The sequence below is a fragment of the Klebsiella sp. WP8-S18-ESBL-06 genome (assembly GCF_014169755.1).
Taxonomy (GTDB): domain Bacteria; phylum Pseudomonadota; class Gammaproteobacteria; order Enterobacterales; family Enterobacteriaceae; genus Kluyvera; species Kluyvera ascorbata_B.
Genome location: NZ_AP022256.1, coordinates 1,068,414 through 1,080,464, shown reverse-complemented (window position 1 = coordinate 1,080,464; position 12,051 = coordinate 1,068,414). Strand labels below are relative to the sequence as shown.

Annotated in this window: 15 protein-coding genes and 2 tRNA genes; 2 read left to right on the top strand and 15 right to left on the bottom strand. The window is 60.9% G+C overall.

The genetic code is table 11. From position 1 onward, the window contains the following. Window positions 1-9 precede the first annotated feature (9 nt). A tRNA-Met gene (locus tag H7R76_RS05200) sits at window positions 10-86 on the top strand. A gap of 44 nt (window positions 87-130) precedes the next feature. After that, window positions 131-207 (top strand) — tRNA-Met (locus tag H7R76_RS05195). A gap of 84 nt (window positions 208-291) precedes the next feature. Here the strand turns inward: H7R76_RS05195 and H7R76_RS05190 are convergent. From H7R76_RS05190 to H7R76_RS05120, 15 genes are read right to left on the bottom strand one after another with little or no spacing between them, the layout of a single operon-like run. Next, window positions 292-1,809, bottom strand: a complete 1,518-nt coding sequence (locus H7R76_RS05190; RefSeq protein WP_182930099.1) for a cobyric acid synthase — start codon at window positions 1,807-1,809, stop codon at window positions 292-294. Further along, window positions 1,806-2,612 (bottom strand): energy-coupling factor ABC transporter ATP-binding protein, encoded by an 807-nt coding sequence (locus tag H7R76_RS05185; RefSeq protein ID WP_106925976.1) that lies wholly within the window; start codon window positions 2,610-2,612, stop codon window positions 1,806-1,808. The genes H7R76_RS05190 and H7R76_RS05185 overlap by 4 nt, the downstream gene beginning before the upstream one ends. Before the next feature lie 8 nt (window positions 2,613-2,620). Then, a complete protein-coding gene (locus H7R76_RS05180; RefSeq protein WP_106926119.1) occupies window positions 2,621-3,298 on the bottom strand; it encodes an energy-coupling factor ABC transporter transmembrane protein in 678 nt (225 codons plus the stop codon). Further along, window positions 3,285-3,566, bottom strand: a complete 282-nt coding sequence (locus H7R76_RS05175) for an energy-coupling factor ABC transporter substrate-binding protein (RefSeq protein ID WP_106925974.1) — start codon at window positions 3,564-3,566, stop codon at window positions 3,285-3,287. The genes H7R76_RS05180 and H7R76_RS05175 overlap by 14 nt, the downstream gene beginning before the upstream one ends. A 1-nt stretch (window position 3,567) precedes the next feature. After that, window positions 3,568-4,305: a cobalt ECF transporter S component CbiM gene (gene cbiM / locus H7R76_RS05170; RefSeq protein WP_106925972.1), complete on the bottom strand. Its 738-nt coding sequence runs from the start codon at window positions 4,303-4,305 to the stop codon at window positions 3,568-3,570. Then, complete coding sequence (locus tag H7R76_RS05165; protein WP_182967144.1) at window positions 4,302-5,015, bottom strand: cobalt-factor II C(20)-methyltransferase; 714 nt, start codon at window positions 5,013-5,015, stop codon at window positions 4,302-4,304. Before H7R76_RS05165 ends, cbiM begins: the two co-directional genes overlap by 4 nt. After that, entirely contained in the window at window positions 5,012-5,791 is a 780-nt protein-coding gene (gene cbiK, locus H7R76_RS05160; protein WP_106925968.1) for a sirohydrochlorin cobaltochelatase, read from the bottom strand. Before cbiK ends, H7R76_RS05165 begins: the two co-directional genes overlap by 4 nt. Then, a complete protein-coding gene (locus tag H7R76_RS05155; RefSeq protein WP_182967142.1) occupies window positions 5,788-6,588 on the bottom strand; it encodes a cobalt-precorrin-6A reductase in 801 nt (266 codons plus the stop codon). Before H7R76_RS05155 ends, cbiK begins: the two co-directional genes overlap by 4 nt. Then, window positions 6,585-7,310 carry a precorrin-3B C(17)-methyltransferase gene (locus H7R76_RS05150; protein WP_182967140.1) on the bottom strand — a complete coding sequence of 242 codons (726 nt, stop codon included), beginning with the start codon at window positions 7,308-7,310 and terminating at the stop codon, window positions 6,585-6,587. Before H7R76_RS05150 ends, H7R76_RS05155 begins: the two co-directional genes overlap by 4 nt. Continuing rightward, window positions 7,310-8,365, bottom strand: a complete 1,056-nt coding sequence (gene cbiG / locus H7R76_RS05145; RefSeq protein WP_106925964.1) for a cobalt-precorrin 5A hydrolase — start codon at window positions 8,363-8,365, stop codon at window positions 7,310-7,312. Before cbiG ends, H7R76_RS05150 begins: the two co-directional genes overlap by 1 nt. Further along, a complete protein-coding gene (locus tag H7R76_RS05140) occupies window positions 8,346-9,119 on the bottom strand; it encodes a cobalt-precorrin-4 methyltransferase (RefSeq protein ID WP_182967138.1) in 774 nt (257 codons plus the stop codon). The genes cbiG and H7R76_RS05140 overlap by 20 nt, the downstream gene beginning before the upstream one ends. After that, entirely contained in the window at window positions 9,112-9,681 is a 570-nt protein-coding gene (locus H7R76_RS05135; RefSeq protein ID WP_106925960.1) for a decarboxylating cobalt-precorrin-6B (C(15))-methyltransferase, read from the bottom strand. Before H7R76_RS05135 ends, H7R76_RS05140 begins: the two co-directional genes overlap by 8 nt. Beyond that, window positions 9,671-10,276, bottom strand: a complete 606-nt coding sequence (locus H7R76_RS05130) for a cobalt-precorrin-7 (C(5))-methyltransferase (RefSeq protein WP_106925958.1) — start codon at window positions 10,274-10,276, stop codon at window positions 9,671-9,673. Before H7R76_RS05130 ends, H7R76_RS05135 begins: the two co-directional genes overlap by 11 nt. Then, complete coding sequence (cbiD, locus tag H7R76_RS05125; RefSeq protein WP_106925956.1) at window positions 10,270-11,409, bottom strand: cobalt-precorrin-5B (C(1))-methyltransferase CbiD; 1,140 nt, start codon at window positions 11,407-11,409, stop codon at window positions 10,270-10,272. The genes H7R76_RS05130 and cbiD overlap by 7 nt, the downstream gene beginning before the upstream one ends. Further along, window positions 11,406-12,041, bottom strand: a complete 636-nt coding sequence (locus H7R76_RS05120) for a cobalt-precorrin-8 methylmutase (RefSeq protein WP_182930093.1) — start codon at window positions 12,039-12,041, stop codon at window positions 11,406-11,408. The genes cbiD and H7R76_RS05120 overlap by 4 nt, the downstream gene beginning before the upstream one ends. Window positions 12,042-12,051: the final 10 nt, after the last annotated feature.

Genomic DNA, 12,051 nt, shown 5'->3' with positions numbered 1-12,051 from the left:
AATGACGGACGCGGGGTGGAGCAGCCTGGTAGCTCGTCGGGCTCATAACCCGAAGGTCGTCGGTTCAAATCCGGCCCCCGCAACCAATTAAAATCTGATGCAAGTTTACTCGATGAAGAGTAAAGACGGACGCGGGGTGGAGCAGCCTGGTAGCTCGTCGGGCTCATAACCCGAAGGTCGTCGGTTCAAATCCGGCCCCCGCAACCAATTAAAATGACACCCTTAAGGGTGTTTTTTTTTGCCCGTCGTTCAGCCAACGCAGCGCCACCCGGTTGAATGGCGCCCCCTTCCCTAGGCTTCTCGATACTCGCGCATAATCGTATAAATCTTTTCAATATCAATATGCTGACGCATCGATGCTGCCAGGATATCAAACTGCTGCGCCTTATATTCTGCATAGTGAAAATCGTGGTTGAGCGCCGCCAGCCCTTTGCGCTCACGTAAGCCGTTAACCAGCGCGCGGGTAAACGCATCGCTGTCGAACAGGCCGTGCAAATAGGTGCCAAAGACCAGCCCATCTTCGCTGACCGCGCCATCCGCGCTGTACTGACCGTTTTTACACAGCTGCATCAGCGCACGACCGTCTCCTGACGGCGTGGTTTCACCCATATGAATTTCATAGCCGCGCAGCGGCAGACCAGAGACCGGCGCCAGCCAGCCCGGCAGCGCATCGCCGAGTGTCGCGGTAGCCTGCGTGGTGGTTTTCGTCGGCGCAAAGCGCGTCACCACGTTTAGCAGCCCTAAGCCGGGCAGCGAGCCCAACCCTGACTCCACGTCATCGATGAGCGTATCGCCCAACATCTGATAACCGCCGCAAATACCCAGCACCGGCACGCCCTGACGCTGCGCCAGTAAAACGCCGTGCGCCAGCCCGTTATCCTGCAACCACAGCAAGTCGCCCAGCGTATTTTTACTGCCGGGCAGGATAATCAGGTCAGCGCCGGACAAATCTTCCGCATGCCGGACATAGCGCACCCGCACGTCCGGCTGCGCCGCCAGCGCGTTGAAGTCGGTAAAGTTAGAGATATGCGGCAGTTGCACCACCGCCACGTCAATCTCATACGCTGCCGCGTGACGGTATTTGCCCTTTTGCAGCGCCACGCCGTCTTCATCTTCCAGGTCAACTTCCAGCCACGGCATCACGCCCAGCACCGGCACATGAGTCAGCGCTTCAATCTGTTCAATACCAGAGTGCAGCAGCGCAACGTCGCCGCGAAACTTATTGATAATCACCCCTTTCACCCGCGCCCGTTCGTGCTCGCGCAGCAGCGCCAGGGTACCGTAGATAGCGGCAAACACGCCGCCCCGGTCTATATCGGCCACCAGAATCACCGGGCACTGCGCCATCTCGGCCATGCCCATATTGACGATATCGCGGTCACGCAGGTTAATCTCCGCCGGGCTGCCCGCCCCTTCCAGTACCAGCACCTCATACTCGCTCGCCAGACTCCGGTAGACGCTGAGAATCTGCTCGCGCAGGCGCGGCTTGTAGTCGTGATAGCTGACAGCGTCCATATCGCTCGCCACTTCGCCCATCAGTACAATCTGCGCTTTGCGGTCGCTGGTTGGCTTGAGCAGAATCGGGTTCATCCGCACATCCGGCGCAATGCCCGCCGCTTCCGCCTGAAAAATCTGTGCGCGCCCCATCTCTTTGCCATCTGGGGTAATGCCGGAATTGAGCGCCATATTCTGCGATTTAAACGGCGCGCAGCGCAGGCCATCCTGATAAAAAATCCGGCATAGCCCCGCCACCAGCATACTTTTCCCAACATCGGAGGCGGTGCCCTGCAACATAATGGCCTGTGTCATACGGTTCCTTTTTCACGCATCCGGCGGAAAAATTCCGCCTCGGTTTTACACAGCGGCAGCCCCAGCTCCGCATGCAGCTTCACCAGCCATGGCTGGCTCAACCCCGCTTGTTCAATCAGTGCTGTACGGGCAAACACCTCGCCCGGCTCGCCCTCAGCCAGCACTTCGCCGTGGCGCAGCACGTATACTGCGTCGCTAACTTCATAAATTAAATCAATATCGTGGCTGGAAATCACCACATGATTTCCCTGCGCCACGATGCGTTTGATGATATCGATCATCTGCGCGCGCCCGGAGGGGTCCAGCCCGGCGGTCGGTTCATCCAGCAGCAGGTAGCGCGCCTGTAATACCAGCGCACCGGCAATCGCCACCCGTTTTTTCTGCCCGTGGCTCAGGCATTGAATCGGCTGCTGACGGAAGTGCTGGGCATCAACCAGCGTCAGCGCGTCGTCTACCCGGCGGGCAATTTCCGTTTCCGGAACGCCCAGATTACGCAGGCTAAAGGCGATATCGCTATCAATATCGGTGTAGAAAATCTGCTGCTCCGGGTCCTGGAATACGGTCGCTACCTGCTGGCGCAGCGCCAGCAGCCCGCGCTTACTGTAGTCCAGCGGCTTGCCCTGCCACAGCACTGCCCCCTGCTGTGGGCGCAGCAGCCCGCTGAGGTTCATAAACAGCGTCGATTTTCCGCAGCCGTTCGCCCCAACGAGGCCGGTGACGGCCTGGCGCGAGAAGTCCAGCGTCAGCCCTTTGAGCGTCGGTTCCTGCTGGTAGCGAAACCAAAGGTCAGTGGTAGCCAGCATGGCGTTCCTTAGAGGTGAAAATCACCTTGATACAGTTTGATATCCAGTACGGTGCTCATCTGCTGATAGCGGATTAAAACACGCGTAAACAGCAGGCTGACCAGCATCGCCAGCGAGCGGTAGCCCAGACGAACGTTGCGATAACCAAAGCGCAGCGTCTGCGCCCGGTGGATCGCCATCGCCTCGTCCAGCAGGATAAAGATAAAGCGCCAGGTCAGCAGGATCTGCTCGATCAGCAGACGCGGCACTCGTCCGCGTTTGAGCAGCACGATAAGCTGCGGGAACGGCAGATTCAACACCAGCCAGAAGGTCGCGGACAATGCGGCCAGGCTGCGCCAGAAGGTCGCGTTGGCGGTGGCAAGCCCGGCGGTGGTGATGCCGAGCGAGAACGAACCCAGCGGCACGCTCACCAGCAGCGCGTGCGGGTCGCGGCTGACGCTAAAAACAATCGTCACCACGCCTACCAGCAGAAAGCCCAGCGGCAGCGCCATCCAGCGAAGCCAGCGCCACAGCGAGATACGCAGCAGCCAGCAGGTAAAACCCGCCGTCAGTGCCATCAGCAGCGCCTGTCCGAGCGGCGGCAGGCTAAAGGCCAGCACCATCATCAGCAGCCAGAGCAGAAACTTTCGCTCTGGCTGCACGTGAAACCAGCGGCTTTGGTAACTCAGCCTATCAAGCCCGGTCATCATGGCGCTGGCGGCCCTTGTAGTAGCCGAGAATGTAGAAAATCACCGCCGCGCCGAGGGAGCCCTGCAGGGTAAACAGCAGGCTCTCAATTTCGCCGCTTGCCGGTTCATAGAGCGGCTGGAACCACGGCTTATAGCCTGGATCAACGGCGCTAATCACGCCTTCAGCCTGATCGTCAGAACCACCGTATTCGCCGCCATGGTTGATAAAGAACGGCAGGATAACCAGCGCAATCACCATCGCCAGCAGGATTAATGTCTTTTTCATTTTAGCGCCCCTCAGTGGCGATCAGCTGTCGCTTGGTTAACTGGTCGTAGATCATCACCGTCAGCAAGCCTTCGGCAATGGCGATAGGAACCTGAGTCAGGCAAAAGATCCCCATAAACTTCAGGCTCGATCCAACAAAGCCCGCCTGCGGATCCGGAAAGGCCACGCCCAACTGGAGAGAGGTGACAAAGTAGGTCGCCAGGTCCGCCAGCATGGCGCACAGGAACACCGACACATCGCGGCGGAACCCGGCCTTACAGGCCATCTTCCACACCAGATAGCCGACGATTGGCCCAATTACCGCCATCGACATGCCGTTAGCGCCAAGCGTCGTCAGGCCGCCGTGAGCCAGCAGCAGCGCCTGGAACAACAGTACGATCGCCCCCAGAATAGCCACTACGCCCGGCCCGAACAAAATGACTGCCAGCCCCACGCCGGTCGGGTGCGAGCAGCTCCCGGTGACGGACGGGATCTTCAATGCCGAGAGGACAAAAATAAACGCCCCGCACAGCGCCAGCAGCACCTTCTGGTTGCTGTCTTCCTGCACGATGCGGCGCAGGCGAACCAGCCCGTACCACAGGCACGGCAGGAACAGCAGCCACCAGGCCAGCGCCCACATCGGCGGCAGGAAGCCTTCCATGATGTGCATCGCAAAGGCTTCTTGCGGTACCACCAGCAGCAGTATCGCCGCCGCGAATCCACTGAGCGATAACTGCTTCAGCTGTTGTTCCAGTTTCATTTTCCTTGCTCCCACTGTTTATTCACCAGAATGGTGGAGAAATACGGCAGCGGCAGGTCGTCAGCGACCTCGCCTAAATGCCGCCAGCACTGTTCACCCGGCAGCGTCGCCTCGGCCATCAGCAGTGCGTTATCCAGCAGTCCTGCTTTTGCCAGCAGCGCTTTAATACGCGGAAAACGGCCATAGACTTTCATCAGCACCAGGCTGTCGTGCTGCGCCAGCGCGCGTTCAATCTCGTCTTCCGGCGCGGTGCAGGCGACTACCGCCAGCGACTGCTGTTCCATTGCCAGCGGCGTTTTGCTGCGCGCGGCAATGGCAGCGAACGAGGTCACGCCGGGCACAATCTCCAGCCACTCAGGGCTGCCAATGCGCTGGAGTAAAAAGACCCAGGTGCTGAACAGCATCGCGTCACCGAGGGTGATAAAGCCCACGCGCTTCCCGGCTTCCACTTCGCGTACCAGCGCCGCCGAAACGTCATCCCAGACGGCCTCTTTTTCAGCGCTGTCGGCGCTCATCGGGAAGTGGCAGCAGCGTACTTCGGTCTGTTCGCCGAGGTATTCGCGCACGATGGAGAGCGCCAGGCTGTCGCCGCCTTTGCGGCCAGCCGGGGCGTAAAGAATATCCAGCGAGCCCAGAATGCGCGCCGCGCGAACGGTAATCAGGTCAGACGCACCCGGCCCGGTGCTCAGGGCATACAGTTTGCCGCTCATGCTGCCTCCAGAGACTGCTGCAAATGGTCAACAAACATGGCGCGCACCACCGGGTTTTCGCCCAGCCCGCACAGCCACGGCGTAGCCGGAATGCCCGCCGCGTTAAACAGCGTCTTCCACGAATCTTCTTCGTCGGAGGCCATGTCGTTGATAGCGTGGTCGCCCGCCACCAGCATCAGCGGCATCAGATGTACGGCGCTGACGCCCTCTCTGCTCATGCTCTCAATCAGCACCTCCACTTCCGGGTAGCTCTCCACCGCGCCAACCCGCGCCGGGAAGCGCTGGGCGGTCATCATATGGTCGAGGCAGGCGTAGGCAGCAAAGGCGTGGTGGCTGGCGCCGTGGCCCATAAACACCACCTTTTCGTTGGCGTTCAGCGCAGGCATTTGTTGGGTGAGCGCCTCCATCAGACGCACATAGTCGTCGTGGCCGCTCAGCAGCGGCGTGCCGAGGGTCAGGCGTTTAAACAGCGGGCGCAGGCTCTGTACTTCGCGGGCAATTTTCTCGTACTCGTCGCCATTGATAATGTGCAGCGACTGAACCGCCACATCGTCATAGCCGAGGTCCGCAAGCTTTTGCAGCGCCTCAAGCGGCGTATCGGTTTCAATGCCGTCGCGGGCTTTCAGCTTGCGGATAATCATGCCCGAGGTAAAGGCGCGGAACAGGTCACGATCGGGGCAACTGGCCGCCAGTTCGCGTTCGCAGGCGACAATATTCTTCTCGCAGGTATCGTGGTAGCTGGTGCCGAAGCTCACCACCAGTAGGGCTTTTTTCATGCTTGATTCCTTTTGTCGTCGGCCAACCAGCGCGCTAAGCGCTCGGCAAAGGCGGACTGACTTTGCAGTAGTTCATCGCCGGACACCAGCGGTGCCGGACGGGTAATCACGATGCAGGGAAGTCCGGCGTCCAGGCAGGGTTGTACCTTCTCCAGATAGCCGCCTTCCGCGCCGGAGGCTTTGGTCACCACCACGTCGGCGCGGCAGTGACGATAAAACGCGGCGTTAAATTCCGCGCTGAACGGCGCGCAGATAGCAAAAATCTCGCCCACGCCAAAGCCGAGGTCGGCGCACTGCTGCACCACGTTCGGCACCGGCAGCACGCGGGCCAGCAGCGTTTTTTCCGGCAGCCCGGCGCGCCACCGCGCCAGATCTTTGCTGCCGGTGGTCAGCAGCACGCGCTGGCCTAACGGTTTGATCCGTTCACAGGCTTCATCAATGCCGGTGACGTAGTGCAGCAGCGGGTGCGTCAGTTCATCCAGTTTGTCCGGGCGCTGGTAGCGGCTCAACAGGACACCCGCTTGCGCACAGGCGTCCAGCACGTTGCGGCTGACCGCTTCGGCATACGGGTGCGACGCATCAATCACCCAGCGCGTGTTGTGTTCACGAAGCCAGGCGACCATCTCTTCCCGCTCCAGACGACCGCAGCGCACCTGCCCCTGAATATCGCCCGCCAGCGCTTCGCCGGTGGGTGTCGCCACCGACACGGTGTAGCGCACCTGCGCGGCATCCAGCTGCAGGCAAAGCGCGCGCGCATCGCTGGTGCCGCCCACCACCAGCACGTCACCGAAACTCACAGCACGTAGCCTCTAGGCGTGATCATCAGGCCGTCCTGCACATAGGTGGTTTTATTGCCGACGATGACCAGGCTGGTCATGTCCACCGGTTCAAAGTCCATCGCGCCGAGCGTAGTGAGCCATTTTCCCTGCTTTTTGCGCCCGGCCGACTTCACCACGCCCACCGGCGTATCGGCGCTTTTAACCGCGGAAAGCAGTTCAAAGGCGCGCGCCAGATGCCCTTCGCGACCCCGGCTGCGCGGGTTGTAGAAGCAGATAACGAAGTCGGCTTCCCCGGCGGCGATAATACGTTTCTCGATCACCGGCCACGGGGTGAGCAGGTCGCTCAGGCTGATATGGCAGAAGTCGTGCATCAGCGGCGCGCCCAGCAGTGAGGCCGCCGCAATGCTGGCGGTCATGCCCGGGATCAGGCGCACTTCCACGTCCAGCTTCTGTTTGCTGACCAGTTCCAGCACCAGCCCCGCCATGCCGTAAATGCCCGCATCACCGCTGCTAATCAGCGCCACGTTGTGCCCGGCCTGCGCCAGTTCAATCGCCGCCTGACAGCGTTCAATCTCTTTGCACATCCCGGTTTTGATCACCTGCTTATCGCCGGTAAAGGCTTTCACCAGGTGGGTATAGGTTTTGTAGCCGACGACGATTTCCGCCGCCTGCAGCGCCTCGACGGCCTCCATGGTCATCATGGCCTGCGAGCCAGGGCCGATCCCAATTACGCTTAACATCAGTATGTGACTCCCAAAGTAATGGTGATCCCCTGTTCACGCAGGGTTCCACCGAGTAAGTGCCCATCGCTTAACAGCCATGCCGACGGGCCGGAAACGCTGCCAACGCCGACCGTTTGTTTGACAAACAGCGATGAGGGAAAACGGTGCTCATGCTCGCGCAGAGCGGACACGCTAAACACCTCAAACGGTACGTCGAGGTCGCTTGCCAACTGAATCAGCCCCAGTTCATCCTGCTTAAGGACAATGCTGCCGATAGCCTTCAGCGCCAGCGGGTCCAACTGCTGAAGTGCCAACTGGCGCATCAGCAGCGCGCTAATCAGCTCGCGCGGGGTGCCGCGACGGCAGCCAATGCCCGCAACGATGCGCCGCGGGACCAGCTTCCAATGGGGCACCGGCAGATCGGGTAACGTTTTACGCAAGGTGATACACACCAGCCCATCGAGGTCGGGCAGCGTATGAAGATCGGTAACCGGAATAAAACCGCGTAGGTCGCAGCGGCGAATATCAGCGCTAAAACGGTCGTCCCACCACAGCCCAACCCGCTGCTGGCTGACGAGCATTTGGTTAACCGCCTTTACCGCGGCGCGAAAGTCGTGCATCCGCGCGTTGAGCTGACAGGCCAGCGTATCCAGCGCCGCCACCTCATTCACGTCGGTGGCGGTGGTGATGACCGGCTCCACGTCGAGAATGCCCGCCAACCGTCGTGCCAGGTCGTTCGCGCCGCCTACGTGGCCGGAAAGCAGGCTAATCACGTGCTGGCCGCGTTCATCAATCACCACCACCGCCGGGTCGCGGAGCTTATCAACCAGCAGCGGCGCCAGCACGCGTACCGCGATGCCGGTCGCGCCGATAAACACCAGCGCTGAATAGTGCGTAAATGCCCGCTGCACGGTACGGGAAAAGCTGCCGTCAAAAGGCAGGAATCCCTCCACCACCAGCCCTTCGCGGGTAAAGCAGGTCATCGGCAGCGCCGAGTGTAGCCGCCTGGCCAGCGCGACGCCGCCGGGGGTCAGGCAGAACAGCGCAATGCGCTCAGGCTTTGCGGTATTCATGGCTAAAATCTGCGGCGTAGAGGCGCGAGTAGTGGTATTCCTCGCCGAGAAAATCCCCGACCAGGATCAGCGCCGTTTTACGGATGTCGGCATCGCGCACTTTATCGGCGATATCCAAAAGCGTACCGCGTACGGTCTGGCTCTCGGGCCAGGTAGCCTTGTAAATCACCGCCACCGGCGTGGTCGCCGGGTAGCCGCCGTCAATCAGCCGCTCGGCGACTTTGTTGATGCGCTGTACGGAGAGGTAAATCGCCATTGAGGTGCGATGCTGGGCAAAGGATTCCAGCTGTTCGCGCTCTGGCACCGGCGTACGCCCTTCCAGGCGAGTGATGATCAGGCTTTGCGAGACTTCCGGTACCGTGTACTCGACGCCCAGCTCCGCCGCCGCGCCGAGAAACGCGCTGACGCCCGGCACCACCTGCCAGTCAATGCCGCGACGGGTCAGCTCTTCGCCCTGCTCGCGCACCGAACCGTACAGCGACACGTCGCCGGTTTGCAGGCGCACCACCGTTTTTCCGGCCTTCACGCCCGCTTCCATCAGGTCGAGGATTTGCTCAAGATGCAGCTCGGCGCTGTCGTGGCACTCGGCTTCCGCCGGACAGTAGCTCAGCAGTTCGGGGTTAATCAGCGAACCGGCGTAAATCACCACCTGCGCCTGTTGCAGCAGGCGGTAGCCTTTCAGAGTAATCAGTTCGCGGTCGCCCGGCCCGGCGCCGACGAACCAAACGCAGCGTGTATCCAAAGCCTCAGCCATGGTGTCGCTCCTTGTGACAAGCAAGCACAAAAACGGGATTGTGCGGTTTAAAATAGTGACCGGTACCCAGCGCCGTCAGCGTTGAAACATTCAACTGCTGGCAGTCAACCGCCGGGACTCCGACGCGCTGGAGATGCTCGAGAGCACAGTGCAGGTTCTCCTGCAAAATAAAGGTCATCACCAGACGCCCGCCCGGGCGAAGCTGGCGCAGAGACCAGTCGATAAGCGCGCAGAGATGGCCGCCGCTGCCGCCCATAAAGACCGCGTCGGCGAGCGCATCAACCGTCAGCGGCGCTTCGCCTTCTACGATGTGAATATTCCGGCACTCAAAGCGCTGACAGTTTTCCGCCAGCAGATGCAGCGCCGCCGGATTGCGCTCAATCGCCGTCACCGTCAGCGCCGGATTTTGCAGCGCGGCTTCAATCGACACGCTGCCGGTGCCTGCGCCAATATCAATCAGGTGACTCGCACCGTGCAGCTCAAGTTTTGAGAGCGCCAGCGCGCGCACTGCCTCTTTGGTCATCGGCACCTTTTCGCCGCGTAAAAACAGCTCATCTTTCATCGAGGATCACCACCGTGTTCATCTCATAATCGCGCTCCACGGCGCTAACCGGCAGCCAGTGGATGCGTTCGTTGTCCTGCGCCAGGTTTTCGCCAATCACCATCCAGCGGTGTCCCTTACCGCGCGCCACCAGTTCAGCGGCGATGGCTTTCGGGCCGCAGCGTTTGTCGGTGACCATCGCCACCTTGCGGTGGCTCGCCAGCCTGTCGAAATCCACCTCGCGCCCGTGGCTGCTGGTCAGCCACATGTCGTTCATATCAATGCCCGCCTGCGCGCACAGGTATTGCACGGCGCTGACGCCGGGGATCACCCGCACGTTTTCACGGCCAAAATGGGCAATAAGCCGCGTGCCGATGCCGTAAAACAGCGGGTCGCCGGAGGCCAGCACCACCACGTTTTGCGCCTGTCGCGCCTCAATCCACGCCAGCACCTGGGGAATATTGGCGCCCAGCGGGCAGCGTTCACCATCAAACGCCGGAAACTGCGCCAGATGGCGCACGCCGCCAACCAGCGCATCAGCTTGTTTCACCGCCTCCACGGCCTGCGGCGTCATCAGCTGTACGCCCGCCGGGCCCATTCCGACGACGGTTAACATTGCATGTCCTTGACAATCTCGTTGACCGGGCGATTGCTGCCGAGGATCTGGTTATCAAAGGCAAACATGATGGCATCGCAGATGGGCGGATTTTGCGTGAAGCGCAGCCGCTCCAGCACGCGCTGGCAGATGCGCTTGGCCAGATGGTTGTAGATTTTCTGGAAGCCGTGAGCGTCAATGTGTTCCATTGCCGCTTCGGTGGTGTCGCACTCGCTCACCAGAGTGAGCAGTTCAAGGGGCGCGCCGAGCAGCGCCAGATGGGCCACCAACGTCTCCATGCGCCCGTCGGCGATATGGCTGTGGGTGTGGAAAATCCCGGCGGCGATTTTGACCAGCTTGCCGGGGTGGCCAATCAGCACAATCTGGCGGAAGCCAAGGCGCACCGACTCTTCAATCATGTAGCCGACAAAGTTGCTCATGGTGACCACCACCTGCGAGTCAATGCCCATCTGCTCGCGTACGAAGCGTTCGCCGTGGTTGCCCGGTACCAGCACCACGCGCGCCAACCCGGCGGCACGTTTCATCTCCAGTTCCAACGCCAGCGAGCGTTTCCAGCTCTCTTCCGACATCGGCGTCACGATACCGGTGGTGCCAATAATCGAAATGCCGCCCAGAATGCCCAGCCGCGCGTTATAGGTTTTCTTCGCCCGCTCTTCGCCCTCTGGGGCAAAAATCTCCACCTCTGCGCCGCGCGCCGGGCCGATGGCCTCACGAACGGCGGTCTCAATGGTGTGTCGTGGGGTGCGATTAATCGCCGCGCTGCCGATGGGCAGCCCGATGCCTTTGCGGGTAACGGTGCCAACACCTTCGCCGCCACGCAGGATAATCTCGCCGCTGTCGTTGACGGTGACGCGAGCAAAAATCAGCATCCCGTGGGTAGCGTCGATATCATCGCCGCCATCTTTGCGGATGGCGGCAATACCCTGCTGGCCTTCGACGTGCGGGGATTCGACATTCAGGTTTAGCGTCACGCCCGACGGCGTGACAATCGAGATCTGGTGAATCAGGTGCTGGCGCATCACCATCAGCGCGGCGACTTTCGCCGCCGCCGTGGCGCTGGAGCCGGTGGTGTAGCCTTTGCGCAGCGCTTTGCCGTTATGCCACACCGGGGCATCAAAGGCGGGCTCGCTCATCGCACCCCCTGCAGATGGTAGAGAATGGCGTTGACGATCGCCGCCGCAACGTTGCTGCCACCTTTACGCCCCAGCGCGGCAATGCCCGGCAGGCTGCTTTTGCTCAGCGCCTCTTTGGATTCCGCCGCGCCGACGAATCCGACCGGCACGCCAATCACCCCGCCGACTTCCAGCGCGTTATGCTCCATCAGGCGGAATAGCGCGGTTGGCGCATTGCCGAAGACAAACACTTTGTCGCCCTCTTCTTTGGCGGCAATGTCCACCGCCGCCATCGAGCGGGTAATGCCCTGCGCTTTGGCCTCGCGCACCACGCGCGGGTCGCTGATGTAGCAGCGGCACTCGCCGCCGAAGGTGGCCAGCAGGTTTTTGTTGATGCCGGAAAGCGCCATGGTGGTGTCGGTGTAGAGCGTGCACGGGCGGCTCAGCGCCTCGCACAGGCGGGTTAATGCATCCGGCGAGAACCACAAAATATCCAGCCACTCGAAGTCGGCGGTGGTGTGGATCACCCGTTTGATAATCGCTTCGTGCAAGGGGCTGGCGAAGCGATACTCCGGGCGCGTTTGCGCGATAATCTCGCTGATAATCTCGAAGCTTTTGCGCTCAATCGCTTGCGGTTGCTGGATATAGTTCATGCAGTGCTCC

Bases quoted from the DNA above. Each gene is read 5' to 3' on its own strand.
- H7R76_RS05165 (WP_182967144.1), bottom strand. From the start codon at position 5,015: ATGAGCGGCAAACTGTATGCCCTGAGCACCGGGCCGGGTGCGTCTGAC.
- H7R76_RS05190 (WP_182930099.1), bottom strand. From the start codon at position 1,809: ATGACACAGGCCATTATGTTGCAGGGCACCGCCTCCGATGTTGGGAAA.
- H7R76_RS05135 (WP_106925960.1), bottom strand. From the start codon at position 9,681: ATGAAAGATGAGCTGTTTTTACGCGGCGAAAAGGTGCCGATGACCAAA.
- H7R76_RS05180 (WP_106926119.1), bottom strand. From the start codon at position 3,298: ATGACCGGGCTTGATAGGCTGAGTTACCAAAGCCGCTGGTTTCACGTG.
- H7R76_RS05130 (WP_106925958.1), bottom strand. From the start codon at position 10,276: ATGTTAACCGTCGTCGGAATGGGCCCGGCGGGCGTACAGCTGATGACG.
- cbiD (WP_106925956.1), bottom strand. From the start codon at position 11,409: ATGAGCGAGCCCGCCTTTGATGCCCCGGTGTGGCATAACGGCAAAGCG.
- cbiM (WP_106925972.1), bottom strand. From the start codon at position 4,305: ATGAAACTGGAACAACAGCTGAAGCAGTTATCGCTCAGTGGATTCGCG.
- H7R76_RS05150 (WP_182967140.1), bottom strand. From the start codon at position 7,310: ATGTTAAGCGTAATTGGGATCGGCCCTGGCTCGCAGGCCATGATGACC.
- cbiG (WP_106925964.1), bottom strand. From the start codon at position 8,365: ATGAATACCGCAAAGCCTGAGCGCATTGCGCTGTTCTGCCTGACCCCC.
- H7R76_RS05175 (WP_106925974.1), bottom strand. From the start codon at position 3,566: ATGAAAAAGACATTAATCCTGCTGGCGATGGTGATTGCGCTGGTTATC.
- H7R76_RS05185 (WP_106925976.1), bottom strand. From the start codon at position 2,612: ATGCTGGCTACCACTGACCTTTGGTTTCGCTACCAGCAGGAACCGACG.
- H7R76_RS05120 (WP_182930093.1), bottom strand. From the start codon at position 12,041: ATGAACTATATCCAGCAACCGCAAGCGATTGAGCGCAAAAGCTTCGAG.
- cbiK (WP_106925968.1), bottom strand. From the start codon at position 5,791: ATGAAAAAAGCCCTACTGGTGGTGAGCTTCGGCACCAGCTACCACGAT.
- H7R76_RS05140 (WP_182967138.1), bottom strand. From the start codon at position 9,119: ATGGCTGAGGCTTTGGATACACGCTGCGTTTGGTTCGTCGGCGCCGGG.